Below are 25,238 nucleotides of genomic sequence, written 5' to 3' on the forward strand. Positions count from 1 at the left end.
GACAGGTAAACAAGCTATGGGGATACAATATCGAGCTGACGTTGATGGCCTCAGGGCAATTGCGGTTGGCCTCGTGATCGCGAACCACGCCTTCGAACACTTCTGCCCTGGCGGATACATCGGCGTAGACGTGTTCTTTGTAATATCCGGATTCTTGATCACAGGAATCCTGGTGCATGAGATGTCGAGCGGCACCTTCACTTTGACTGGCTTCTACGCTCGGCGAGTTCGTCGGATTTTCCCGGCTCTTGTGCTCGTCCTCGCGACCGTATCGATCCTCGGCTGGCTATACATGATGCCGAATGAGCTTCTCTCGCTTGGCCGGAACGTGTTCGCGAGCGCTCTTTTCTCCGCCAACCTAATGCTGCTGTCCGAAGTCGACTATTTTGATCTTGCAGCAAGAAGCAAGCCATTACTTCATCTATGGTCGCTCGGTGTTGAGGAACAATTCTATCTCATCTGGCCCCTGCTGCTCGGCGCCCTGGCTGTCACTCGATGTTCATCGAGGAAGACTGTCTTCGCCCTCTCAGCAATCTCTCTTGCCTTAAGCATCTATCTCACACGAACGCACCCTGCGGCCGCGTTTTACCTACCAATGACTCGCGCCTGGGAGTTGGGCACCGGCGCATGTCTCGCGCTATTTCGGGTCGAAATCTCGCATCTGATGCGTTCACGTCTTTACCGCGAATTGGCAGGCAATCTGGGGATTGCGGCGATTGCAGCCGCCGCTGTCCTGTTCAACGGAAAGACGCCATTTCCAGGGGCTGCAGCAATTGTGCCCGCGTTGGGGGCCGCAATGTTTGTTTCGGCACTTGGGTCATTCTCGAATACAATTCTTTCAGCCCGCCTGCCAGTTTTCATTGGATTGATCTCGTATCCGTTGTACTTGTGGCATTGGCCTTTTCTTGTCTTTTCCGAGCTCGTCGCGCTGCGGCCCCTAAGCATGGGGGAACGCGCAATGTGCGTGCTCGCCAGCCTGTCCGCCGCGCTGCTTACCTTCCTTTTTGTCGAGAGACCGATCCGCCGCAGATCCCTCGCGGTCACGCCCCTCGTCGCGACAATGAGCATCATAGCGGTTCTTGGGATCACCACAGTCAAAGTTAATGGATTTCCGGACCGAATACCTGAAGAGATTCGCCAAGCGGCGGCAATTGTTCCAGGGCGTGACTTCATCCGGTACGGCGAGTGCCATGTATCCGCCGCGGACCACACTCAACTCTCTTCAAATTGCATCGAGAAGAACCGAAAGCCATTGGTGGCTGTTTGGGGCGACAGCACGGCTGCGGCGCTTGCAGCCGGACTTTATCAGCTCGATGATCGCGTCAGACCGGGGATCGCTCAGTTTACGCTGAATTCATGCCCTCCTGTTCTCGTAGAGGCTCTTGAGTTGCCACCTTCCTGCGTCGAAGCCAACACGGACATAGTCGCCCGCATCGTAAAGGCTAGACCGGATGCCGTGCTGCTGCATGCAATTTGGAACCTGTACTGGCAAGAATCGGTCATTGCGCCAACCGTTCGTTCGCTAGAACAAGAGGGAATTCGGACAATCCTCGTCGGACCGGTGCCTATCTGGGAGCAGCCTTTGCCGCGACTATATGCCGACTACTACGCCGCTCGAAGAACGGTTCTTCCGGCAAGGATCCCACGCTTTTTTCGACCTCTGGCCGCTGAGGACGGACTGCGGCAAACCGCTGAGAAGCTACGCGTCCAATACTATTCGCCATTAGCCGTCCTTTGCAGCGCAAGCGGTTGCCTGACTCGAACGACTCCGAATGTCGGTGACATCATTCAATCGGACATTGTCCACCTAACGCCAAAGGGTGCGAAGTTCTTGGCAAAGCAATTGATTGACGATCTTGGGCTTGCACAGCAGACTGAGTCGCCAGAAAGGAGCGGCAAATAATAGGCCGGCTCGACCATCATTCCTAATACGCCGCTTTTCGCCCGACCGAGGTCGATTTCCTCGTTGGCGGTGCCAGCAAGGCGCGCCAGAAGGTCGGCTGGAAGCCGAAGCGGACCTTTGCCCAACTCGTCGAGGATATGGTGGCGACCGATCTCGCCGATGAAAAGCGGTACGCGAGCCGTGGCAAGCGCAGCGTCTCAGTTGTCCGGCAAGAGCGTCTACGTCGCAGGCCGTCGCGGCATGGTCGGAAGCGCGTTGGTGCGCCGGTCCCGGAGGGCGGTAAGCTTCGTTCCGCTGACCTTCTCGCGGTACATCGGATAGGCGAGTTTCACGGCCTCTTTAAGTCGGAAGGACGGCGCGGCGGCTAGAGCATGATGTTTTTATACGGAAACATAGCCTGAGTTTTTGAAGTAGTTGGTGCACTCCTCCTGGGAGAAGAGATCGAGGAGTTCACCAACCTTCCGCCAGGTTGCCTCCACGTCACGAGGCTCTGCGGCTCGCATGAGGTGTTTGAGTTTGGCGAAGACCTGCTCAATCGGATTGAGGTCCGGGCTATATGGCGGCAAGAAGATGCGGTGGGCACCTCTGGCGCGGATGACTTGGCGAGCCGCTTTGCCCTTGTGGCTGCCAAGATTGTCGAGAACGACGATCTCGCCCGGTGCGAGGGTGGGTGCCAACACCTTCTCGACGTACAGGTGAAGAGTTCACCGTTGATGGGACCATCGATCACCCAAGGCGCACTGATCCGATCGTGACGCAGCGCCGCGATGAAGGTCATGGTCTTCCAATGGCCGAAAGGTGCAGAGGCTTGGAGGCGCTGCCCACAAGGCCCCCAGCCGCGCAGCGGTGTGGAGCCTCAACAGGTTGTTCCTGGTTAGGGCGAGTTTGCTGATGGGTGGCATCGGGCCGATACTGCCATGCGGCCGGGCCAATTGTAGCTGTGAAGCCATCTCGGCAGTTCAGCGGCTCTCTCGTCTGATGTGTTGTAGGCGCGAGCATAAGCCCATTCGCGCAGACTGGTCTGGATGAAGCGCTCGGCCTTGCCGTTGGTCTTCGGAGTATAGGGCTTGGTACGGATGTGTTTGAGACGAAGGCGCTTGCAGGCTTTGCGGAAGGCGATGGATTTGTAGCACGAGCCGTTGTCCGTCATCACCCGCTCGACCTTGATACCCAGGCTCGGGTAGTAGGCGATCGCGGCCTTGAGGAAGGCCACGGCACAGCCTCGTCGCTCGCTCTTCATGATCTTGCTGAAGGCGATCCGGGAAGCATCGTCGATGCAGACGTGGACGTATTCCCAGCCAAGCCCGTCACCGCGGGCCCGTAGGCTGCTCTGCCCTGTTCGATCGCCGGTGATGCGATGGCCTATACGGTTGAACTTGCCGAGTTTTTTGATGTCGATGTGGATCAGCTCGCCAGGATGTTCGCGCTCATAGCGTCGCACCGGCTCGGCCGGTTCCAGGTCGCGCAATCGGTTCAATCCGAGCCGCCGCAGGATACGGCTGCTCGCGGAAGCGCTGGACCCACTTGGCGACTGTCTTCGCAGTCACATTGAACTGGAGCGCGGCCGCGGCCTTGGTCAGGCCCCCCTCGATCACACTCCGCACCATGGCCTCTCGACCTTTCGGCGTCAGAGGCGCATTCTTATGGGTGTCCATTCGGTCCTCCGGGGATTGGCTAAAGCTTCGACAACTTCAGCTTCCTCGTTCCGGACCGGATGGACAACTTCCTGAAAGCTCACATCTAGAGGCGATCACGGAGCCGGGACGCCGTCGCTGATTCTCGAAAGACGAAGGAATCGTCGAGGAGGCGCTGGGTACTAGGCGCGGTCCTTCATTGCCCGGCGACACGGGGCGACCCCACAACCAGTGTTCTGTTTGGATCAGCCAAGCTCTCGCGCAAGAAAAGCGGCCTTGGCGTCTCTGCGGCTGGATTCTCCGGTACTGAAACCTTTACGAAGTTGTGGGCGCAATATCGGCCTGACTATTTGAGAACGCTTTTGCGGCTTCGTCCATCACAGTCGCAATCGCCTCTTGCACATCTGGCGGTGCTGTCTTCGCCAAAAGGGCCGCGTTCCGTTCGAGTTCGCTTAGCCGCATCCCGTTAACTTTTGGTTCGCGTTGCATGCCCAACTCTCCTACTATGAACCTAGCATCACCCCTCATTGAGTCAACCCGTGGTGGATTTCGACGCTCTCACCAACGCGAACCTACGGCGCTGGCAAGAAGCCAGCTGCCTATAACGCCCGCCGGTCCGAAGGTTGAACCCAAACTCGCTTAGCCATCCATCACGAGTCCGTAGAAAGCTCGATCAGCGAATTCATGGCAACGATGCTCGCAGGCCTTTTCAGGAACTTCAACCGATGATCGCGGCCGCGGTGGTGGATCCCATCAAAATTGAGTTGCAAGAAGACCGAATCGATCGACTGGACGAGAGGATTTTGACACTCACCAAAACGGCTTGTGCAGATTAAAGCGTCCAAGGAATTGCTTGGGCCGCGAAAAGTGGCTGCCAAAACGGTCGGGATGCGTGCCGAGGCAGCCCATTCGAACCTCACCCTCGAACACGAACCGATCGCGGGCGGATTGATCTCGATAGTACCTCAAGGTTCAAATGGTGGGTGCACACTCCGGCCGACTGCCGTTCTGGGAACAAAGATCTACTGAAAGCTGAAGGGTCATCGGGGTTCGGGTGCCGTCTTCTCGACGATAGGAAAACTTACACGATATGAGAAATATGCGGCAGTTGCATTTTTTGTGTCTGCAAGAACAAATTGCAAAAGTCGCAAGATGACGGGAGTTTTAAGACAACAAAGTTCTTCCCGTCATCTCAACACACTATCGTTCGTCCGCGATCACCTTGCCGTCATTCGGCAGCGCACCTAGCCCGACTAGCTCGACGCTTCCGCCGAGTTTCGTCACGCTGCGCAGGCTGACCGCAATCTCCTCGCGCAGGGCGTCGCTCGCAGCCGCCGTCTCCGCTTTCAGCGTCATCGCGTCGGTCTCGCCCTGGCGCGTGACGACGAGCCGCAGCCTCCCGAGTGCGGAATGGCGCTTGCCGATCTCGGCAACCTGCTCGGGCCGGACGAACATGCCCTTGACCTTGGTGGTCTGGTCGGCGCGGCCCATCCAGCCCTTGATCCGCACGTTGGTGCGGCCGCAGGGGCTGGTGCCCGGCAGCGCGGCGGTGAGATCGCCGAGCGCAAGCCGGATCCAGGGGTGGTGCGGATCGAGCGAGGTGACGACGATCTCGCCGACATCGCCAGGTACGACGGGATCGCCGGTGCCGGGCTTGACGATCTCCAGGATCAGATCCTCGTTCACGATCATGCCCTCGCGCGCTTCGGTCTCGAAGGCGATGAGGCCAAGGTCGGCGGTGCCGAAGGCCTGGTAGGCGTCGATGCCGCGCGCCTTGATCTCGGCCTGGAGCGAGGGCGGGAAGGCCGCGCCCGAGACAAGCGCACGCTTGATCGAGGAGACGTCCCGGCCCGCGGTCTCACCGGCATCGAGCAGAATCTTCAGAAAATCCGGCGTACCGCTGTAGCCGACGGGCCGGTAGGCCTCGATCAGCTCGAATTGCTGCTCGGTGTTGCCAGGGCCGGCCGGGATCACCGCGCAGCCGAGCGCGCGCGCCGAGGCGTCGAAGATGAAGCCGCCAGGGGTGAGGTGATAGCTGAAGGTGTTGAGCACGACGTCATCGGGGCGGAATCCGGCCGCAAACAGCGCCCTCGCGCCGCGCCAGGGGTCGGCCTGCCGCCCCTCCGGCTCGAAGATCGGGCCGGGCGAGGTGAAAAGGCGGGCGAACGATCCCGGCGCCGCCGCAACGAAGCCGCCAAAAGGCTGGGAGGCCTTGTGCAAGGCCGGCAGCTCCGACTTGCGCAGCACCGGCAAGCCCGCCAGTGCCGCCCGGGAGGTCACGGCAGTGGGTTCGATGCCCTTCAGCCGCTCGGCATAGGCCGGCGCTGCCATCGCGCTGCGCAACACCTCCGGCAAGCGGGCGAACAGCTCGGTCTCGCGCGCGACCGGTTCGCGCGTCTCGCGGGCGTCGTAATGGGCGGTCATGGCGGGTCTTTCCGGGTTGGCATCCGTTGCGCGCCGCCGCCGGCATGGGTATCAGACGGCCATTGGCTCGGCTTGAAGAGGACGCGATGGCGGACGAAGGAATGATTGCGGCGGACGTCGTCGCGCGCCTGAAGCTCCGCATGATCGAGGACGCGCTGCCGTTGTGGTCGACGAGCGGCTGGGATGGCGTCGCTGGCGGCTTCATCGACCGGCTGCACCGCGACGGCACGGCGGACGCAGCCGCTCCGCGCCGTGTGTTCGTGCAGGCGCGCCAGATCTGGTGCTACGCCAAGGCGGCGCAGATGGGCTGGTATCCGCAAGGCCGCGCCATCGCGCTGAAGGGGCTGGAGCATCTCCTGGCCAAGGCGAAGGCGCCCGACGGCAAGCCTGGCTATGTGCACCGGCTGACGCCGGAGGGCACGGTGCTCGACGCGCGGCGCGATGCCTATGACCACGCCTTCATCCTGTTTGCGCTCGCGGCTGTCTACTCGCTCGACCAGGACGCCCAGGTGCGCGCCGAGATCGACGCGCTGCTCGCTTTCCTTGATGGCCACCTGCGCTCGCCGCATGGCGGCGTCCACGAAAGCCTGCCGGTCTCGCTGCCGCGCCGGCAGAACCCGCACATGCATCTGTTCGAGGCGATGATCGCGTGCTTCGACGCGACCCACGATCTGTCGTTCCAGAACCGCGCCGGCGAATTCTTCGCGCTGTTCCTCGCCAATCTCTACGACAAGCAGAAGCGCATCCTGACGGAATATTTCGAGGAGGACTGGTCGAAGATCGAGCCGGTCAGCGTTGAGGCCGGCCATCAGGCGGAATGGGTCTGGCTCTTGAAGGGATTTGAACGCATTACGGGCTGCCCGACCGGCCAGCGCCGCGCCGAGCTGCTTGCGACCGCGCTCTGCTATCGCGACGAGGCGACCGGCTGCCTCACTGACGAGGGCGACGCGAGCGGCAACATACGCCGCGCGACGCGCCGGCTGTGGCCGCAGACTGAGATGGCGAAGGCGTGGATCGCGCAGGCCGAATCCGGCGAGGCGGGCGCCGCGGACGAAGCGCGCGCGGCGCTGATGCGGCTCGAACGGCACTATCTCAGCCATCCTGTCAGGGGCGGCTGGTACGACCAGTTTGATCGCGACGGCAAGTCGCTGGTCGACACCATTCCTGCGTCGTCGTTCTATCATGTTCTCTGCGCAGTCACCGAAGCGGAGCAGGTGCTCGAGTGAGTTTCAGAGCCACCGCTTGCGGCGCTTGAAACTCTTGAGGTTCTTGAAACTCTTGCGCTGGTCGCCGGCGCCGCCGAGGTAGAACTCCTTGACGTCCTCGTTGTCGCGCAACTCGTCGGCGGTGCCGTCGAGCACGACCTTGCCCTGCTCCATGATGTAGCCGTGGCTCGCCACCGACAGCGCGGCGCGCGCGTTCTGCTCGACCAGCAGGATGGTGACGCCGAGGTCGCGGTTGATCTTCTGGATGATGGAGAACACTTCTTTCACCAGCAGCGGCGACAGGCCCATCGACGGCTCGTCCATCAGGATCATCTTCGGGCGCGCCATCAAAGCGCGCCCGATCGCGAGCATCTGCTGCTCGCCGCCGGAGAGATAACCGGCAAGCCCAGTGCGCTCCTTCAGGCGCGGGAAATAGTTGAAGACCATGTCGAGATCGGCGTCGACCTCGCGGTCCCTGCGGGTGAAGGCGCCGAGCTTGAGGTTTTCCAGCGACGTCATATCCGCGACAATGCGCCGGCCCTCCATCACCTGGAAGATGCCACGGCGGACGATCTTGTCGGGGTCGATGCCGTTGATGCGCTCGCCCTCGAACAGGATCTCGCCGCGCGTGACCTCGCCGTCCTCGGTCTTGAGCAGCCCCGAGATCGCCTTCAGCGTCGTCGACTTGCCGGCGCCGTTGGCTCCCAGCAGCGCCACGATCGCGCCCTTGGGCACGTCGAGGCTAAGGCCGCGCAGCACCAGGATGACGTCGTCATAGACGACCTCGATGTTGCGCACGGCGAGGAGGGGCGGCGCGGGGACGACGCTGGGGGAGGGACGGGTTGCTTCGATGGTTTGGGACATGCGTCTTCATTCTCCGCTGTCGTCACCCGCCGAGGCGGGTGACCCAGTATTCCAGAGACGCCTGACGTTCCCCGAGAGGCCGCGGCGTACTGGATCCCCCGCGTTCGCGGGGGATGACAGTTGTCGTAGGGTGAGCGCCAGGCTCACCAGCCCAACAGTTCCGGCTTGCGCGGCAGCTCGACGGTCTTGACCTTCTCGAGCTTGATCGTGCCCTTGGCCATGAGGTCGTTGAGGTCGCCGTCGGTCGCGCCTGACACCTTGGTGCGATAGAGGTCGACCTTCAGCGTGCCGCGATGGTCCTTATCGGTCCAGGTCGAGGGATTGCAGACGCCTTCCATGCCGGCGGGCACCCAGTCCTTCTTCTGATAGAAGCCCTTGGCGACGTTCTCGCCGGTGGCGCCGCCGTTCTTGGCTGCCCAGTCGAGCGCCTCCTTCATGTACAGCGCCGAGCAGACCGCCGCGATGTAGTGCACCGGGCGATAGACCTTGCCGGTGGGGTCCGACATCTTGGAGATCTCCATCACTGTCTTCATGCCGGGCGCATCGCCGCCCCAGCTCACCGCGGTGCGCAGCGGGAAGATCACGCCATTGGCGGCATCGCCTGCGGTCTTGGCGGCGTTCTCGTCCATGCCCCAGACATTGCCGAGGAACTGGATGTCGACGCCGGCGGTCTTGCAGGCCTTCATCACCGAGATGTTGGAGGCCGCGGTGTTGCCGAGATAGGCATAGTTGGCGCCCGAGGATTTCAGGCTGAGGCACTGCGCGCTGTAGTCACCCGGTGAGAGCGCGAACACCAGCGGCGGCAGCACTTCAAAGCCGAGTTCCTGCGCCATGGCTTCGCCGGCGGCCTTCGGCGCGTTCGGATAGGGGTGGTTGGCACCCATGTGCACGAACTTGGGCTTGCCGGGCTTGCCCTTGGCCTTCCAGTCCTCGGCCGCCCACATCAGCATCGCGCGCAGCGAGTCCGAATAGCTCGGGCCGTAGAAGAAATTATAAGGAGCAGGCTTGGCCTTGCCGCTGACCCCTTCGGGGTCGGTCAACGCCGCGGCATAGGAGCCGGACATGTCGGGAATCTTGTCCTGCGCGAGGAAGCCGGTCAGCGCCTCGGTATCGGCGGTGCCCCAGCCCATGATCGCCGCGACCTTGCTGTCCGGCGCCGACCATTTCTTATACAGCGCGATCGCGCGCGGCACCTGGTAGCCATAGTCGTTGGTGTCGACATTGAGCTGCTTGCCATTGACGCCGCCATTCTTGTTGACCCAGGCAAAGGTGTCGGCGACGGCCTGGCCGTAGGGCGTGCCGACGTCGGAGGTGCCGCCGGAATAATCGGCGAGGTGGCCGATCGCGATCTGCGCCTGCGCGCTCGCCGAGAATGCGGCAATCGCGATCGCGAGCGATGCAGTGCTCAAAAGGTTTTTTGTCTTCATTGGTTGCCTCCTCCTGCTTATTCGTTGGTTCGTGAGTTTCCGTGCTCAGTGCGAGAACGGGGTAGAGTTTCCAATACGCCTTGATCTGCCGCCAGCGATGCGCAAGCCCGTCGGGCTCGAACATCAGGAACGCAATGATGATCAGCCCGATCGCGATCTCGCGCAGGAAGGTGATGTTGTTGTTGAGTGACAGCGCCTTGTCGATCGCGCCGCCTTTCAGATAGAGGCTGATGAACTCCATCGTCTCCGGCAGCAGCACCACGAAGGCGGTGCCCATCAGCGTGCCCATGATGGAGCCGGTGCCTCCGATGATGATCATGGCCAGGAACAGGATCGAGCGCTCGATGCCGAAACCCTCCTGCGAGACCACGAGTTGGTAGTGCGCATAGAGCGCGCCGGCGATGCCGGCGAAGAAGGCGGCAAGGCCGAACGACAGCGTGCGGTATTTGGTGAGATTGATGCCCATGATCTCGGCGGAGAGATAGTGGTCGCGGATCGCCACGAGCGCGCGGCCGTCGCGTGTGCGCATCAGGTTGGTGACGAGGATGTAGCTCGCCAGCACGTAGGCCAGCACGACGTAGAAATACTGTTTGTCGCCGCGCAGCGTGTAGCCGAAGATCGAGAACGGATTGGCGCTCGCCGGAACAGAGCCGCCGGAGAACCATTCGGCGCGCGAGAAGAAGTCGAGCAGGATGTATTGCGCCGCCAGCGTCGCGATGACGAGATAGAGGCCTTTCAGCCGCGCCGCCGGAATGCCGAAGATCAGCCCGACCATCGCAGTGATGACGCCAGTAAGCGGAATCGCGAAGAACACCGGGATCGGCGCGTTGTTGGAGATGTAGGCCGAGGTGAACGCGCCGAGCAGGAAGAAGGCGGCGTGCCCGATCGAGATCTGGCCGGTGAAGCCGACCAGGATGTTCAGCCCGAGCGCCGCAATCGAGAAGATGCCGATCTGGATCAGGATGCTGAGCCAGTAACCGGTGAAGAATTGCGGCGCGAGACAGAGCAGCGCAACGCCCACAATGGCGAAGTTGCGGCTGGTGGTGGTCGGGAAGATCGTCGTGTCCGCGGCGTAAGAGGTGCGGAAATCACCAGCGGGGATGAGGGCAGGGCCGGCCATGGGTCAGATCCGCTCGATGTCGTGGGTGCCGAACAGGCCGTAAGGCTTGATCATCAGCACGATGATGAGGACGTAGAACGGTGCGATCTCGTAGAGATTGCCCCAGTGCAGGTATTGGCTGTCGACATATTGGGCGACGTTCTCGAGCAGGCCGATGATGATGCCACCGAGCACGGCGCCGCCGACGGAATCGAGCCCGCCGAGGATCGCCGCCGGGAACACCTTGATGCCGTAGGCGGCAAGGCCCGAGGATACGCCGTTGACGACGGCGACGACGACGCCCGCGACAGCCGATACCGTCGCCGAGATCGCCCAGGCCATCGCGAACACGCTCTTGACCGAAATGCCGAGCGACTGTGCGACCTGCTGGTTGAACGCGGTGGCACGCATCGCAAGACCGTATTTCGAGGCGCGGAAGAACCAGGCCATGCCGATCATCATGGCGACCGAGACCACGAGGCTCATGACATAGACGGTCTGGATCTGGAGGCCGAACAGGCTGACTGACTGGCTCTCGAACACGCGTGGGAACGGCTGCGGGTTGACGCCGAACATCCATTTCAGCGTCGCCTGGAGCACGGTGGAAAGGCCGATCGTCACCATGATCACGGAGATGATCGGCTCGCCGATCATCGGCCGCAGGATCAGCACCTGGACCGCGATGCCGAACGCGAACATGAACACCAGCGTGATCGGCATGCCGATCCAGAACGGCACCTGGTACTTGGCGAGCAGCGCCCAGCACACCCAGGCGCCGACCAGCAGCAATTCGCCTTGCGCGAAATTGACGACCTGCGTGGCCTTGTAGATCAGCACGAACGACATCGCGACCACGCCATAGAGCGTGCCGACCACGAGGCCGTTGACCAGGAGCTCGATGAGGAACGCGGTGTTCATGTGATGCTATCCTTCGCCTTTCCCCGCTTGCGGACGGACAACCGCGGATGATCTAATAAATCCTCCACGGTGTCATGGCCGGGCTTGTCCCGGCCATCCACGTCTTCACTCCTGCAAAACAAGACGTGGATGCCCGGAACAAGCCCGGGCATGACGAGTTGGTGGAGCGATTTGCTACTCACAAGACACATCGAACTTGCAGCATTACGCATATGCGACAGCCCTGCCGCAAGCAGGGAGAGGCGCAGGGCAGCGCCGTTCGCGACGGATACCTGTGTCACTCCGCAGCCTCCGCCATGTGGTCTCGTCCGCCGAGATCCACCACGCGCAACGTGGTTCGCACCCTCTGCGTGGTGCCGTCCTGGAAGCGGATCACGGTGTCGACGGGAATCTCGGCATCGCCGCGGTAGATGGCGTCGATGATCCCTGCGTATTTCTCGTTGATGACGCCGCGGCGCACCTTCCTTGTGCGGGTGAGCTCGCCGTCGTCGGCATCGAGCTCCTTGTAGAGCAGCAGGAAGCGCGAGATGCGCTGGGCCGGCGGCAGCGTGGCGTTAACGGTCTCGACCTCCTTCTGCAGCAGCGCATAGACCTCGGGCCGTGAGGCGAGATCGCTGTAGGTGGTGAAGGAGAGGCGGTTCTTCTCCGCCCATTTCGAGATGATGGAGTAGCGGATGCAGATCATCGCCGCGAGCGCGTCGCGGCCGGCGCCCAGCACCACGGCCTCCGCGATATAGGGCGAGAACTTCAGCTTGTTCTCGATGAACTGCGGCGAGAAGCGCTCGCCGCGCGAGGTCTCGGCGAGATCCTTGATGCGGTCGATGACGACGAGCTGCTGGTTGGCGTTGAAATAGCCGGCGTCGCCTGAGCACATCCAGCCGTCCTTGATGTCCGCGACGCTGGCCTCCGGGTTCTTGTAATAGCCGAGGAACATGTTGGGGTGTCGCACCACGATCTCGCCGACGCCATGGACATCGGCATTGTCGATGCGAATCTCGACGCTGTCGGCCATCGGCACGCCAGTCGTGTCAGGATCGACCTTGCCCTCGGGATGCAGCGTGTAGGCCCCGAGCAGCTCGGTCTGGCCGTAGAGCGTGCGCAGCGGCACGCCCATCGCCTGGAAGAACTTGAACGTGTCGGGCCCGAGCGCGGCGCCGCCCGTGGCAGCCGAGCGCAGACGGGTGAAGCCGAGGCGGTCGCGCAGCGCGCGGAACAGGATCGTGTCGGCAAAGCCCGAGCGCTTGCCCTGTTCGAGCGCGGCGAGGCCCGACTTCATGCCGATGTCGAACAGGCGCTGCTTGAAAGGTGTCGCGTCCATCACCTTGGCGCGGACGTCGGCGGCGATCGATTCCCAGACGCGCGGCGCGAACAGCACGAAGGTCGGCGCGATCTCGCGCAGATCGTTCATCATCGTGTCGGGCTCTTCGACGAAGTTGATCTTCATCCGGCAGAGCAGGCCTTTGCCGAGCACGTAGACCTGCTCCATGATCCAGGGCAGCGGCAGCACCGAGACATATTCGTCGTCCGGTCCCTTTTGATCGAAGGCGAGATAGGTCGCGCAATGGCCGAGGACGCGGCCGGCGGCGAGCATCGCAAGCTTGGGATGCGAGGTGGTGCCCGATGTGGTGCAGAGGATCGCGACGTCCTCGCCCTTGGTCGCATCGACCAGCTTGTCGTAAAGCTCCGGCTCCCGTCCGGCCCGCGCGCGGCCGAGCTCGGCAAACTTCTCCGCCGACATCAGGCGCGGGTCGTCGTACTTCCGCATTCCACGGGGATCGGAATAGATGATGTGCTTCAGCTTCGGCACGCGGTCGGCGAGGGTCAGCAGCTTGTCGACCTGCTCCTCGTCCTCGGCGAAGACGAGCTGGGCCTCGCCGTAATTGAGGAGGTAGGAGGCCTCTTCGTCCAGCACGTCGCGATAGAGCCCGAGGCTCAACCCGCCGATCGCATGGGTAGCTACTTCCGCCGCGACCCAGTCCGGCCGATTGTCACCGATGATGCTGATGACGTCGCCGCGGCCGAGGCCGAGCTCGACGAGGCCGAGCGCGAAATCGCGCACGCGAGTCTGGTAGTCGTTCCAGGTGAAGACGCGCCAGAGGCCGAGATCTTTTTCGCGCAGCGCGATCTCCTTGCCATGCTCTCTGGCGTTGAGCCGCAGCATTTTCGGATAGGTATCGGCCTGCGCGACGCGGCCTGCATAATCCATCATGCCGCGCTCTCCTGTGCAGGCGGGGCATCGTCGGGATCGACCAGCACCTCGTCTTCTTCACCGAGGTAGGCGCGCTTGACGTGGGGATCGGCGAGCACGGCGGCCGGATCGCCCTCGGCGATCTTGCGGCCGAAATCCAGCACCATGACGCGGTGGGAGATGTCCATCACCACGCCCATATCGTGCTCGATCATCACCACCGTCATCCCGAACTCCTCATTGAGATCGACGATGTAGCGGGCCATGTCCTCCTTCTCCTCGAAATTCATGCCGGCCATCGGCTCGTCGAGAAGGATGAGGCGCGGCTCCAGCGCCATGGCGCGGGCGAGTTCCACGCGCTTGCGCAGGCCATAGGGGAGGGTTCCGGCGGTCGCCTTGCGGACCGACTGGAGGTCGAGGAAGTCGATGATCTCCTCGACCTTGTGGCGGTGCTCAAGCTCCTCCTTGCGCGCGCCGGTGAGCCAGTAGAGCGAGCCGGTGAGGAAGTTGTTCTTCAGGAGGTGATGGCGCCCGACCATGATGTTGTCGAGCACACTCATGTGGTGGAACAGGGCCAGATTCTGGAAGGTGCGGCCGATGCCGAGCGTCGGACGCGCATTCGGCGTCAGGCCGGTGATGTCACGGCCCTGGTAGAATAGCTGGCCTTCGGTCGGCTTGTAGCGGCCGGAAATACAATTCACGATCGATGTCTTGCCGGCGCCGTTGGGGCCGATGATCGAGAACAGCTCGCCCTCCCTGATGGCGAAGCTGACATCGGTCAGCGCACGGACGCCGCCGAATCGCAAGGACACGCCGCGCACTTCGAGACTGGTAGCCACCAAACAAATCCCTCCCGGTGATGGCGCATTCAGTGGCGCTCTTCGTCCGTTCGTCGGTGCGATCCTAGTACGGCCGAGCCGGCGAGGCCATGCAGCGATTGGTCTCGACCGGAGCCGCACCACTCTGGTCCCGCACGGGATCAAAAGCCGCATCGCTCAAGGTGGTTCTCAATAGGGGAAAGCGCTATTTTGAAATGTCTCCGGCCTGACAATTCTGCGACAAAGTTTTTCGGACCGAGGCGGCCTCCATCTTTCGTCGGATGGCGGCGGAATCAAATCATGTTGCATTGCAACAGAAGGGCGGAGTGACGACACGGTGCGGCTGGCCTCTCGATCATGATTTCAGAGGATCATCTGAAGCGCGTCGCCGCCTGGTCCCGCGAGCTCACGCCAGCGGAGATCGAGGTCGCCCGCGCCGGGATCACGGAGCGGTCCTACGGCACCGGCGAGACCGTGTTCATGCGCGGCGACACGTTTGCCTATTGGGCCGGCATGGTCAGCGGCCTCGCCCGCATGGGCGGGGTCTCGCGCGACGGCAAGGAGACGAGCCTTGCCGGGCTGACCGCGGGGGCCTGGTTCGGCGAGGGCAGCGTGCTCAAGAACGAACCGCGCCGCTACGACGTGGTCGCGCTGCGCAATAGCCGCGTCGCGCTGATGGAGCGCAGCGCCTTCATGTGGCTGTTCGAGAACAGCGTCGGCTTCAACCGCTTCCTGGTACGCCAGCTCAACGAGCGGCTCGGCCAGTTCATCGGCATGCTCGAGGTCAACCGCACGCTGGACGCCACCGCCCGTCTTGCTCGCAGCATCGCGTCGCTGTTCAACCCGATCCTTTATCCGGAATCGACCCGGCATCTGGAGATCACCCAGGAAGAGATCGGCGCGCTCTCCGGCATGTCCCGCCAGAACGCCAACCGCGCGCTGAACCGGCTGGAGAAGGAGGGCCTGCTGCGGCTGGAATATGGCGGGGTGACGATTCTCGATATCGAGCGGCTGCGCGGTTACGGGGATTAGAGAGTTTTCGAGCGAAGCGGATTTCCGGTTCGCGTCAAGAAGACGCGTCAAACAAAATCTAGAGCCCGGTTCCGAACCATCGAAACGGGCTCTAGCGCACGTTGGCGGGTGCGTGCACCGGCCAGAGGTCGGCGCGCCAGCGGATCGCGATCGCCAGCATCGCGACAAACCCCGCGGCGGCGTAGAGCGAGCCGGTCGCGGAATAGCCGATGACGTCGATCAGGCTGCCGGCCGCGAGCAAACCGATCGGCAGGCCGTAGATCACCATCATGCGCACGCCCATCACGCGGCCGCGCAGATGCGCGCTCGCGGTGCGCATCAGGATCACGGCCGCCGAGATCATCGACATGCTCTGGGCGATGCCCGCGAGCACGAGGCAGGCCATCGCTACCGGCATGGTCCTGATCTCGACGAACACGAGCAGCATGGCGTACCAGGCCAGCGTCGCGCCGATCAGCAGCCGGGCGATGCGCAGTCCGCTGACAAGGCTGAGCGTGATCGAGCCGATCAGCGAGCCGACGGCAAAGCTCGCCGAGAGATAGCCGAGGCCGGTCTGGTCGGTGTGAAAGATCTCCCGCGCGATGTAGGGCAATAGACCGCCGGTAAAGGGAAACGCGGTGAGATTGGCCAGGAAGGCGACGCACAGCGCCGCTCGCATGCCCGGACCACTCCAGGCGTAGACGATCCCTTCCTTCAGATCGCTCAGCAATCGCGACATCGCGTGGCTGTTCGCCGGAAGATCGCTCGAGGTGACGACCCTTTTGGGCCGGGTCAGGCAGAGCATGAGAAGCGCGGCTGCGAAGTAGAGGCAGGCGATCGCGACATAGACGAGGCCGATGCCGAGGAGGCCGAACAGCCCGGCGCCCGTCAAAGCGCCGGCGATGCGAGCGCTGTCCTGGGTCGTGCGTGCCACGCTGATGGCGCCCACGAGGTGCTCGGCCGGCATGATGTCGGCGAGCAGCGCGCCGCGCACGCCGAGATCGGAGGGGCGGATCAGGCCCATGATCGCGACGATGATCATGACGCTCAGCGGCGACAGATGATCGGTCAGCGCCAGAACCATGATGGTCGACGAGAGCACCGTGTAGGCGAGACGCATCACGACCAGAAGATCGCGATGACCGATGCGGTCGCCGATCATGCCGAACACCGGCGCGACCAGGGTCCCGACGAACTGGAGCGAGGCAAGCACGGTCAGCAGCAACACCGAGCCGGTCTCGACCATGATGTACCAGCCGAGCACCAGCGTCTCGACCTCGAACGCCCAGGAGGTGAGCAGGTCGGATGGCCACTGGAAGCGATAGTTGCGGATGCGAAATGGCGCGAACGCGGAAGGTCGTGCGGATGTGCTCAAGATGGGATGACGGGCTTCACGGTGATTCCCGGTCCTTATTATTTGTTCTTCTGTTCGGCAGGGTAGGCCCGGCGAAGCGTCTGTCAATTGGTGCTACCGCATGCCGCCATGCTTGCCGATGATCTACGGAGCGTCTGTGCGTCTGCAGCATTGCCTCGTTGTCCAGCCGATACGAAGAGGCAGACGAGCCACCGCTTGCTCTTCTGGCGCACAAAGCCCATTCTGGTCCGCATTCTGAGGCCTGTTTGCTTGCGTCAACAGATCGCGCCATCGCGGCTTCCGCGAGGTCTTGAGCCCATGAACTGCTCCGGTTGCGGTTTCGAGGTTCAGAGCGGCTTTGCTTTCTGCCCGAAGTGCGGCACGAAGCAGCCGAACGCGTGCCCGGGCTGTGGCTTCCTGTGTGCACCGGATTTCGTCTACTGCCCGAAATGCGGCGCCCTCGTCAGCGGGGCGACGAACAACGGTGGGCAGGCATCGACGCAGTCGAGTCCGGCGACACTCCCGACCCGATCGGCCTCGCCTCCGCTGCCGCAGCCGGTTCAGCAGGCATTTGGACCGCAGCGGGACAAGATCGACACCGAAGCAAACCGCCGCACCATCACCGTGCTGTTTGCCGACCTCAGCGGCTTCACTGCGATGAGCGAGCGGCTCGACCCCGAGGTCATGCAGACGCTTCAGAACCAGTTGTTCGAGGAGCTGACGGCCGCGGTGCAGAGCTATGGCGGCTTCGTGGACAAGTTCATCGGCGATGCGCTGCTGGCGCTGTTTGGGGCGCCGGCTGCGCACGAGGACGACCCCGAGCGGGCGGTCCGCGCTGCTCTCGACATGATCAGCCGGACGGCGCGCCTTAGCGAGCGCGCGATGGCCTATGCCGGTTCGCCGCTGCTGCTCCATGTCGGCATCAACACCGGGCACGTCGTCGCGGGCGGGCTAGGCGTCGGCGTTGCCAAATCCTATTCGGTGACCGGCGATACCGTGAATACCGCGCAGCGATTGCAATCGATGGCGTCTCCGGACGAGGTGCTGGTCGGGCCGTTGACTCACCGTCTGACGCGGCATGCGTTCTCCTATGACTCGCTCGGCGAGGTCTCGCTCAAGGGCAAGATGGGCAGCGTTCTGGTCCACCGTCTGAAGGGACCGCTCGAGACCCCCCGCGCGGCACGCGGCCTCGACATGCTGGGCCTCGATGCTCCGCTGATCGGGCGCGATGCGGAGCTTGCGCGCGTGATCGGCAGTCTTGATCGCGCGTGCGGCGGCGCAGCTCAGCTGGTGCGGCTGGTTGGCGAAGCCGGCATTGGAAAGACGCGGCTGGTCAACGAATTCGCCGCCCGCATCCGCGATGAGGATCGCTTCGCAGGCGTGGCGATCCGGCGGGCGGTCTGCTCGCCGCTCGGCGAGCAGTCCTATGGAGCACTCGCCGCGGTGCTGCGTAGCGCCTATGGCATCGCACAGAAGGCCGGTGCCGCAGAGGCAGAGACGAAGGTTGCGGAGGCGCTGTCGGAGCTTGGTCTCGCGGCCGAGGAGGCCGGCCGCCTGATGCCTTTTTACTTGCACGTTCTTGGCCTCGGCGATGCCAACGCCGTGCTCAGGCACGTCGAACCAGAACAGCTCCGCCGGCAGATCTTTTTCGCGATCCGTACCGTTTTCGAGCGCCGTCTCGTCTTGTCGCCGCTGCTGATCATCGTCGAGGATCTGTATTGGGCGGACGCGGTGTCGCTTGAGGCGTTGCGGTTCCTGATGGACCGGCTGGAGCGGACGCGGCTGATGCTGCTGTTTACGCACCGGCCAGTGCTGGAGCTGGACCCGTTCGGTTCGAGCAGGATCAGTCACACGACCATTCGGCTCCCTCCGCTGGGCGATGCTGACGGACGAAGCTTGCTCGCCGCGTATTTCGGTCATGGATGGCGTGAACCGCCGGGACATTTGTTCACCCGAATCCTCGAGCGCGCGGGCGGCAATCCGCTTTTCCTCGAGGAGATCATCCGCGGCCTCATCGAAGCCGGCGCGCTGCAGCGCGACGGTGCGCAGTGGCGGATCAGGTCGGATGAAGCTGCCGCCGATATCCCAGCGAGCATCCAGGCGTTATTGCTGGCGCGCCTCGACAGGTTGCCGCAGCAAGTGCGCCACTTGGCCCAGGAGGCCGCGGTGATCGGTCCCCGTTTTGAAGCGGCTGTTCTCGGTGCGGCAGCAACCGACCCGGCAAGGGTCGAAGCGGGGCTCGAACTTCTATGCGACGCCGAACTCATCGAGGAGGTCGCGGGCTCGAACGCGATGTCGCTGCGGACCTATCGCTTCACGCAGACCATGTTTCAGGACGTGATCTATCAAAACCTGCTTTTGCAGCGTCGGGTCGATCTGCACGGACGGATTGGTGCCGCGCTGGAGCAGCTCTATGGCAAAGAGCCCGAGCGACTCGAAGATCTCACATTGCTCGGACATCACTTCAGTCTGAGCGCGAGCAAGTCGAAAGGCGCGCGCTATTTGCGTGCGGCCGGCGATCGCGCACGCGCGAGCTATGCCAACGACGATGCCCTTCGCTTCTATCAGCAATCGCTCTCCGTGCTCTCGACCTCCGGCGAACGGGAGCCGGAGCGCCTGATCCTCTACGAGCGCGTCGCGGACCTCTGTTGCGTAGCTGGCCGTCGCAGCATCGCCGAGGAGCACTACCAGAGTGCGCTGGAAGGCCACCGCACGGCGGAGGACCGCATCGGCGAAGCGCGCATTCTTCGCAAGCTCGGCCGATTGCTGTGGGACGCCGGCAAGCGCATCAGGGCAGAGACGCATTATGCCGAGGCGGCTGAACGGCTTGGCGGGACCGAGGCTCTAATCGCATGGGCACACCTCTTGGAGTGGGCTCATCTCCAGCAAGAGCGTGGCCGTCTTGCGTTCCGCGTGGGCGATCACGTCGCTGCCGCGCGATGGGCAGACGACGCGATCGGCTACGCCCGGTCCGTACCGGCCGATGCTGGCGAGCAAGCGGGGGTCGAGGCGGCGCGCGCCATTGCGGAGGCGCTCAACACCAAGGCGGTTGCGCTGGCGCGGCTTGGGCGACACCAGGAGGCAGTGAAGGAGGTGGAGCAAAGTGTCGCGGCAGCTGAGGCCGCTGGCCTCCTCAACGTGGCGTGTCGCGGCTACACGAATCTTGGCGTGCTCTACACCATCGTCGATCCCGCGCGAGCCATGGAAGTCTGCCGGCGCGGCCTTGATGTCGCGCATCGTATCGGCGATCTCGGCTTCCAGGCGCGCCTTCTTGCCAACCTTGCCGTCGCCTGCTGCACCTTCACGGACAGATGCACCGAGGAGGGGGTGCCGGCTGCCGAAAAGGCGATCGAGATCGACCGCGCGCTCGATCAGCGCGAGCATCTCCCGGTGCCCTTGATCGTGCTGGGGCAGATCCATCAGTGCCACTTGCGCCCCGACATGGCCGCACGCTGCTACAATGAGGCCATCGAGGTGGCGAGCGAGACCGGCGAGCCGCAGCAGCTGTTTCCGTGCTATGATGGTCTTGCGACACTGAGCCTTGATCGAGGCGACATGCCTGAGGCCGAGCGGTATTTCGCGCTGGCCCATGACGTCTGCGCCCGGCACGGGCTGGATCCCGCAGGGCTGATCGTACTGCCGTTTCTTGACTAGCCAATGGGAGGGAGATCAACCATGTCAGACCGTCATGTCGATGGAACACTTCAGCCGGGCGATCGCGCACCGAACATCGTCCTGGACGCCATCACACGCGAAGGAAAGATCGCGCTCGAGGATTATCGCGGGCACAGTCCGATATTGGTAGGCCTGTTTCGCGGCCTGCACTGCCCTTTCTGCCGACGTCATATCGCGGCGCAGGCGCAGCTTGACGGCGCGCTGCGCGGGAAGGGCATCGAAAGTCTCACGGTCGTCAACACGCCGATCGACCGGGCGCGGCTGTATTTCCGCTATCATCCATTGCCCAATCTGCTCGCCGCATCCGACCCCGATCGGGTCTCGCACCGCGCGTTCGGCCTGCCAAATCTCGAATTCACGGAGAACGAGACCGAGTGGCCGCGCAAGGTGAGCATGCACGCGGTCATGAGTATGCTAGTGGATATGCCCGGCGAACTGCCCAGCCCGATGAACCGGCCGGCGGCGGCTGAGTACCTTAACAACAAGGACGGTTACGAGATGACGGAGGCCGATCAGCGCATGGCGGCAACGGGCCAGGGCCAGCTGTTCGGCCAGTTCCTGCTCGACCGGGAAGGGATCGTGCGCTGGACGTTCACCGAGGTCCCCGACGGCGGCCAGCGCATGTTCGCAGCGCCGAGCCCGCAGGAGCTGATGTCGGCCGCCTCCCAGGTGGCAGGTTAGGCATCTCGGCGATTAACTCGCCACCTTCGCTCGTTTCTCGGCGAGCGCTGCCGCCATCGCCGAGATCAGCGGGCGCATGAAATAAGCGTCCTCCGGAGGCGAGATGTCGGTGCGCAGGCCGTGCGCGGCGAGTTCGCCGGAGACTGCCGGTCCCACTGAGGCGATCAGCGTGCGCCCGAGACCGGCGCGCAGCTTCGCCTCGCTGCCATGGGCCTTCGCGGCCTCGACGAGACGGCGGACCTGGCCGAGATTGGTCAGTGCGATGGAATCGATTCGTCCCTGCGCCATGTCATCGATGGCGGCGATGATGTTGGCATCCGCGGCCTTGGAATCGTAGACGTAAGGAAGCACGGTGTCGACCTCGGCGCCTTGCGCGGCGAGCGCGCCGGTCAATGCGCTGTGGTCTTTCTCCGGATAGAGCTGGAGACCGAGGCGATGACCTTTCAGGTCGAGCTTGCCCAGCATCTCGATCACGCCCTCGGTGGTCGGCTTCTCCGTGGTCTGCTGCGCCTCAAGTCCAACCTCGCGCAGCGCCTTGCCGGGCTTGGGCCCACGGGTGAATTTTCGCGATTTGGCGAGCGCCGCCAAGAACGCCTCGTCGAGTCCGCGGGTACGCGCGAGCTTCATGATCCGCCGCAAGCCTTCGCCGGTCATCAACACGAGATCCTCGAACGGCTTGTCGATGGCGCGGCGGATCCACGCCTCGATCGGGGCGGGGTCCGGCGCGTCCTCGATGGTGAACATCGGACATTGCACGACCTCGGCGCCTTGCTCGGCCAGCAGCTTAGAAAACTGCGCCTCCTCGCGGGTTTCCAGGATCAGGATGCGAGTGCCGTTCAAGCGGTCGGCCATGGGCGTGCTCCGGTCAGTCAAATCGCAATGGACCATTCATCCTGACTCCGCGGTCGGGATTGGCGCAAGGGCAGGGTCGGTGTTAGAGCAGGGCGCAAATCACGGAGCGTTCCGCGGCCCGTGCACAAATCTTCATCAAGAGCCATGCCTGACCATCAATATGTGCTGACCCTGTCCTGTCCGGATCGCCCCGGCATCGTCTCGGCGGTGTCGACCTTCCTGGCCCATAATGGACAGAACATTCTCGACGCCCAGCAGTTCGACGACGTCGAGACCAAGAAGTTCTTCATGCGCGTGGTGTTCACCGCCGCCGATCTCGCCGTGGAACTGTCTGCGCTCCAGACCGGCTTTGCCGCGATCGCCGAGCGCTTTGGCATGGAGTGGCAGATGCGCGACCGCGCCGCGCATCGCAAGGTGATGCTGCTGGTGTCGAAGTCAGATCATTGTCTGGTCGACATCCTCTATCGCTGGCGCACCGGCGAATTGCCGATGTCGCTCGCGGCGATCGTCTCCAACCACCCACGCGAAGTCTATGCCGGGCTCGATTTCGGCGGCATCCCGTTCCACCATTTGCCGATCACCAAGGAGACCAAGCCCGAACAGGAGGCGCAGATCCTCGATCTCGTCGCCAAGACCGGGACCGATCTCGTCGTGCTCGCCCGCTACATGCAGATCCTGTCCGACGATCTCTCGGCAAAGCTGTCGGGGCGCTGCATCAACATCCACCACTCGTTCCTGCCGGGGTTCAAGGGCGCAAAGCCCTATCACCAGGCCCATGAGCGCGGCGTCAAGCTGATCGGCGCGACCGCTCACTACGTCACGCGCGACCTCGACGAAGGTCCGATCATTGATCAGGACGTCGAGCGCATCAGCCATCGCGACACGCCGGAAGATCTCGTCCGCAAGGGCCGCGACATCGAACGCCGGGTGCTGGCCCGCGCGATCCGCTATCATCTCGATGATCGCGTCATTCTCAACGGTCGCAAGACCGTGGTGTTCGTGGATTGAGGCACTGTCATTCCGGGGCGCCTCGAAGAGGCGAACCCGGAATCTCGAGACTCCGGGTTCGATGCTGACGCATCGCCCCGGAATGACGGGAAGAGCCTCAGCGTAACGTGCCGCCCGACGTCGGTCCCGTCGCGCCCTTCTGCGCCTGCTCTTCCTTCTCGCGATCGGCCGCCGGCATCAGCCGCTTGCGCTCGCGTTCCTTCATGTAGGCGTCGTATTGAGGTGTGCCTGGCCGCGGCGGGGCGTCGGCCGGCAGGCCGCCGGCCCATTGCGGAATGTAGTCGCCCATGCCGGCCGACAGTCTCTGGTTGATCGTGCCGCAGCCACATAGCCCCGCGGTGAGCACAATGAGGGCAAGGACGGAGCGGAAAGAGGGGCATTGTCGGAGAGCGGCTTCTGTCATGGGGCGTCAGCTCGGGCTGGCGTCGGGAGAATAGCCTTCAACAAGGTAAAATAGACTTATTCGAGATAGGTAGTTAGTTACCAGATCTTAACCGGCATCACCTCGCCGGTGTTCGAATCCTGCAAAAGCTAGACGAAATCCTCCATCCACGTCGCCGGTCGCGTTCTTAGAGTGCGGCAGCAGCCTCGCGACAAATTGGCTTGGGCAGCGGAAGGGCTTTTTCGTTGACAGGTCCATTTGATTTGTACAATCGTCCAAATGGAGGCGGGCGCGATCGGGAAGTTCAGGTTACCCCGACGTAACCGCAACGCCGCTCCTCGCTCTCGGCAATCGGAACGCTCGGCTTGCGCCGAAGGGTCGCCAAACGTCCGATTGACAATGAGGGCGCGGAAGACGCCATGTGGCGCGCGCTATCGCGCGTGCGTGAGCTAAACTGAGGCAAGGACCGGGCACTCGGTCCGGCGTACAAGAGGTCAGGAATGAAGGGGAGGGACATTTGATGTTCGAACGCAGAATGTTTTCGCGCACTGCAGCGGTGGCCGCTATCGCAGGCCTTGCGGCGCTCGCGCCGGCCAAGGCCGAGGACACCGTCAAGGTCGGCCTGATCCTGCCGATGACCGGCGGCCAGGCCTCGACCGGCAAGCAGATCGAAAACGCGATCAAGCTCTACATGCAGCAGAAGGGCGACACCGTCGCCGGCAAGAAGGTCGAGATCATCGTCAAGGACGATGCGGCGATTCCGGACAAGACCAAGACGGCCGCGCAGGAGCTGATCGTCAACGACAAGGTCAACTTCATCGCCGGCTTCGGCGTGACGCCGGCCGCGCTTGCCGCCGCGCCGCTGGCGACGCAGGCCAAGATTCCCGAGGTCGTGATGGCGGCCGGTACCTCCATCATCACCGAGCGCTCGCCCTATATCGTGCGCACCAGCTTCACGCTGGCACAGTCCTCGACCATCATCGGCGACTGGGCGGTGAAGAACGGCATCAAGAAGGTGGCGACGCTGACCTCGGACTACGCGCCGGGCAATGACGCGCTGAACTTTTTCAAGCAGCATTTCACCGCGGGCGGCGGCGAGGTGGTCGAAGAGGTCAAGGTGCCCCTGCAAAATCCCGACTTCGCGCCGTTCCTGCAGCGCATGAAGGACGCCAAGCCCGACGCGATCTTCGTGTTCGTGCCGGCCGGCCAGGGCGGCAACTTCATGAAGCAATATGCCGAGCGCGGCCTCGACAAGGCCGGCATCAAGGTGATCGGGCCGGGCGACGTCACCGACGACGACCTGCTCAACAACATGGGCGACGCCGTGCTCGGCACGGTCACGGCGCATCTTTACTCCGCGGCGCACCCCTCGCAGATGAACAAGGACTTCGTCGCGGCCTACAAGAAGGCGTTCGGCAATCGTCCGGGCTTCATGGCGGTGAGCGGCTATGACGGCATCCACCTCATCTACGAGGCGCTGAAGAAGACCAATGGCGACACCAACGGCGACAAGCTGATCGAGGCGATGAAGGGCCAGAAGTGGGAAAGCCCGCGCGGCCCGATCTCGATCGATCCCGAGACCCGCGACATCGTGCAGAACATCTACATCCGCAAGGTCGAGAAGGTCGACGGCGAGCTCTACAACGTCGAGTTCGCGACCTTCGAGGCCGTCAAGGATCTCGGCAAGACGAAGAAGTGACGCGCGAAAGCGCGTCATCCCGGGGCTCTCTCCGTGTGCTCGGCCGACCTCTCCCACTTGCGGGAGAGGTCGGCGCGAAGCGCCGGGTGAGGGTTC

18 protein-coding genes and 4 pseudogenes are annotated in these 25,238 nt (G+C 63.1%); 8 read left to right on the forward strand and 14 right to left on the reverse strand.

Annotated elements, in window-relative coordinates; genetic code table 11:
• Nucleotides 1–16 precede the first annotated feature (16 nt).
• Nucleotides 17–1,903: an acyltransferase family protein gene (locus tag ACVWY3_RS03695; RefSeq protein WP_456837234.1), complete on the forward strand. Its 1,887-nt coding sequence runs from the start codon at nt 17–19 to the stop codon at nt 1,901–1,903.
• A 35-nt stretch (nt 1,904–1,938) separates the two neighbouring features.
• Nucleotides 1,939–2,100 (forward strand): annotated as a pseudogene (locus ACVWY3_RS03700) (GDP-mannose 4,6-dehydratase); the annotation flags it as partial.
• Nucleotides 2,101–2,283: 183 nt separating this feature from the next.
• Here the strand turns inward: ACVWY3_RS03700 and ACVWY3_RS03705 are convergent.
• From ACVWY3_RS03705 to ACVWY3_RS03720, 4 genes and pseudogenes are all read right to left on the reverse strand, one after another.
• Nucleotides 2,284–2,750: pseudogene (locus ACVWY3_RS03705) on the reverse strand (IS630 family transposase); the annotation flags it as partial.
• A gap of 1 nt (nt 2,751) precedes the next feature.
• Nucleotides 2,752–3,558, reverse strand: a pseudogene (locus tag ACVWY3_RS03710) (IS481 family transposase); the annotation flags it as partial.
• 294 nt (nt 3,559–3,852) lie between these two features.
• Complete coding sequence (locus ACVWY3_RS03715; RefSeq protein ID WP_456837235.1) at nt 3,853–4,026, reverse strand: hypothetical protein; 174 nt, start codon at nt 4,024–4,026, stop codon at nt 3,853–3,855.
• A 711-nt stretch (nt 4,027–4,737) separates the two neighbouring features.
• Nucleotides 4,738–5,961 carry a phenylacetate--CoA ligase family protein gene (locus ACVWY3_RS03720; protein WP_456837236.1) on the reverse strand — a complete coding sequence of 408 codons (1,224 nt, stop codon included), beginning with the start codon at nt 5,959–5,961 and terminating at the stop codon, nt 4,738–4,740.
• 86 nt (nt 5,962–6,047) lie between these two features.
• Here ACVWY3_RS03720 and ACVWY3_RS03725 point away from each other — a divergent pair, with 86 nt between their 5' ends.
• Entirely contained in the window at nt 6,048–7,187 is a 1,140-nt protein-coding gene (locus ACVWY3_RS03725) for an AGE family epimerase/isomerase (protein ID WP_456837237.1), read from the forward strand.
• Nucleotides 7,188–7,190: 3 nt separating this feature from the next.
• Here ACVWY3_RS03725 and ACVWY3_RS03730 read toward each other — a convergent pair whose 3' ends face one another.
• The 7 genes and pseudogenes from ACVWY3_RS03730 to ACVWY3_RS03760 form a co-directional block, all read right to left on the reverse strand.
• Entirely contained in the window at nt 7,191–8,030 is an 840-nt protein-coding gene (locus ACVWY3_RS03730) for an ABC transporter ATP-binding protein (RefSeq protein WP_456837238.1), read from the reverse strand.
• 143 nt (nt 8,031–8,173) lie between these two features.
• Complete coding sequence (locus ACVWY3_RS03735) at nt 8,174–9,457, reverse strand: ABC transporter substrate-binding protein (protein WP_456837239.1); 1,284 nt, start codon at nt 9,455–9,457, stop codon at nt 8,174–8,176.
• A gap of 58 nt (nt 9,458–9,515) precedes the next feature.
• A pseudogene (locus ACVWY3_RS03740) lies at nt 9,516–10,577 on the reverse strand (branched-chain amino acid ABC transporter permease); the annotation flags it as partial.
• Between the two features lie 3 nt (nt 10,578–10,580).
• Nucleotides 10,581–11,474, reverse strand: a complete 894-nt coding sequence (locus ACVWY3_RS03745; protein WP_456837240.1) for a branched-chain amino acid ABC transporter permease — start codon at nt 11,472–11,474, stop codon at nt 10,581–10,583.
• A complete protein-coding gene (locus ACVWY3_RS03750) occupies nt 11,471–11,755 on the reverse strand; it encodes a hypothetical protein (protein ID WP_456837241.1) in 285 nt (94 codons plus the stop codon). The genes ACVWY3_RS03745 and ACVWY3_RS03750 overlap by 4 nt, the downstream gene beginning before the upstream one ends.
• The gene (locus tag ACVWY3_RS03755) at nt 11,752–13,683 is read right to left on the reverse strand and encodes an AMP-binding protein (RefSeq protein ID WP_456837242.1); all 1,932 of its coding nucleotides are present in this window, start codon (nt 13,681–13,683) and stop codon (nt 11,752–11,754) included. Before ACVWY3_RS03755 ends, ACVWY3_RS03750 begins: the two co-directional genes overlap by 4 nt.
• Entirely contained in the window at nt 13,680–14,501 is an 822-nt protein-coding gene (locus tag ACVWY3_RS03760; RefSeq protein ID WP_456837243.1) for an ABC transporter ATP-binding protein, read from the reverse strand. Before ACVWY3_RS03760 ends, ACVWY3_RS03755 begins: the two co-directional genes overlap by 4 nt.
• A gap of 336 nt (nt 14,502–14,837) precedes the next feature.
• Here ACVWY3_RS03760 and ACVWY3_RS03765 point away from each other — a divergent pair, with 336 nt between their 5' ends.
• Nucleotides 14,838–15,512, forward strand: a complete 675-nt coding sequence (locus ACVWY3_RS03765; RefSeq protein ID WP_027564916.1) for a Crp/Fnr family transcriptional regulator — start codon at nt 14,838–14,840, stop codon at nt 15,510–15,512.
• A 91-nt stretch (nt 15,513–15,603) separates the two neighbouring features.
• Here ACVWY3_RS03765 and ACVWY3_RS03770 read toward each other — a convergent pair whose 3' ends face one another.
• Nucleotides 15,604–16,866: an MFS transporter gene (locus tag ACVWY3_RS03770; RefSeq protein WP_456837244.1), complete on the reverse strand. Its 1,263-nt coding sequence runs from the start codon at nt 16,864–16,866 to the stop codon at nt 15,604–15,606.
• 297 nt (nt 16,867–17,163) lie between these two features.
• Between ACVWY3_RS03770 and ACVWY3_RS03775 the strand changes: the two genes are divergently transcribed.
• Together ACVWY3_RS03775 and ACVWY3_RS03780 are read left to right on the forward strand one after the other, a co-directional pair.
• Complete coding sequence (locus tag ACVWY3_RS03775) at nt 17,164–20,499, forward strand: adenylate/guanylate cyclase domain-containing protein (protein ID WP_456837245.1); 3,336 nt, start codon at nt 17,164–17,166, stop codon at nt 20,497–20,499.
• Nucleotides 20,500–20,520: 21 nt separating this feature from the next.
• Nucleotides 20,521–21,201 carry a peroxiredoxin-like family protein gene (locus tag ACVWY3_RS03780; protein ID WP_456837246.1) on the forward strand — a complete coding sequence of 227 codons (681 nt, stop codon included), beginning with the start codon at nt 20,521–20,523 and terminating at the stop codon, nt 21,199–21,201.
• Between the two features lie 12 nt (nt 21,202–21,213).
• On the opposite strand, the gene ACVWY3_RS03785 is transcribed toward ACVWY3_RS03780, so the two are convergent.
• Nucleotides 21,214–22,053, reverse strand: coding sequence for a uroporphyrinogen-III synthase (locus tag ACVWY3_RS03785; protein WP_456837247.1), 840 nt, complete (start codon nt 22,051–22,053; stop codon nt 21,214–21,216).
• A 144-nt stretch (nt 22,054–22,197) separates the two neighbouring features.
• Here ACVWY3_RS03785 and purU point away from each other — a divergent pair, with 144 nt between their 5' ends.
• Nucleotides 22,198–23,061, forward strand: coding sequence for a formyltetrahydrofolate deformylase (purU, locus tag ACVWY3_RS03790; RefSeq protein ID WP_456837248.1), 864 nt, complete (start codon nt 22,198–22,200; stop codon nt 23,059–23,061).
• A gap of 97 nt (nt 23,062–23,158) precedes the next feature.
• Here the strand turns inward: purU and ACVWY3_RS03795 are convergent, their stop codons facing one another.
• Entirely contained in the window at nt 23,159–23,464 is a 306-nt protein-coding gene (locus tag ACVWY3_RS03795; protein ID WP_456837249.1) for a hypothetical protein, read from the reverse strand.
• A 499-nt stretch (nt 23,465–23,963) separates the two neighbouring features.
• Between ACVWY3_RS03795 and ACVWY3_RS03800 the strand changes: the two genes are divergently transcribed.
• Entirely contained in the window at nt 23,964–25,142 is a 1,179-nt protein-coding gene (locus tag ACVWY3_RS03800) for an ABC transporter substrate-binding protein (protein WP_456837250.1), read from the forward strand.
• The last annotated feature ends 96 nt before the right edge of the window (nt 25,143–25,238 follow it).

The sequence above is a fragment of the Bradyrhizobium sp. USDA 4486 genome (assembly GCF_054057995.1).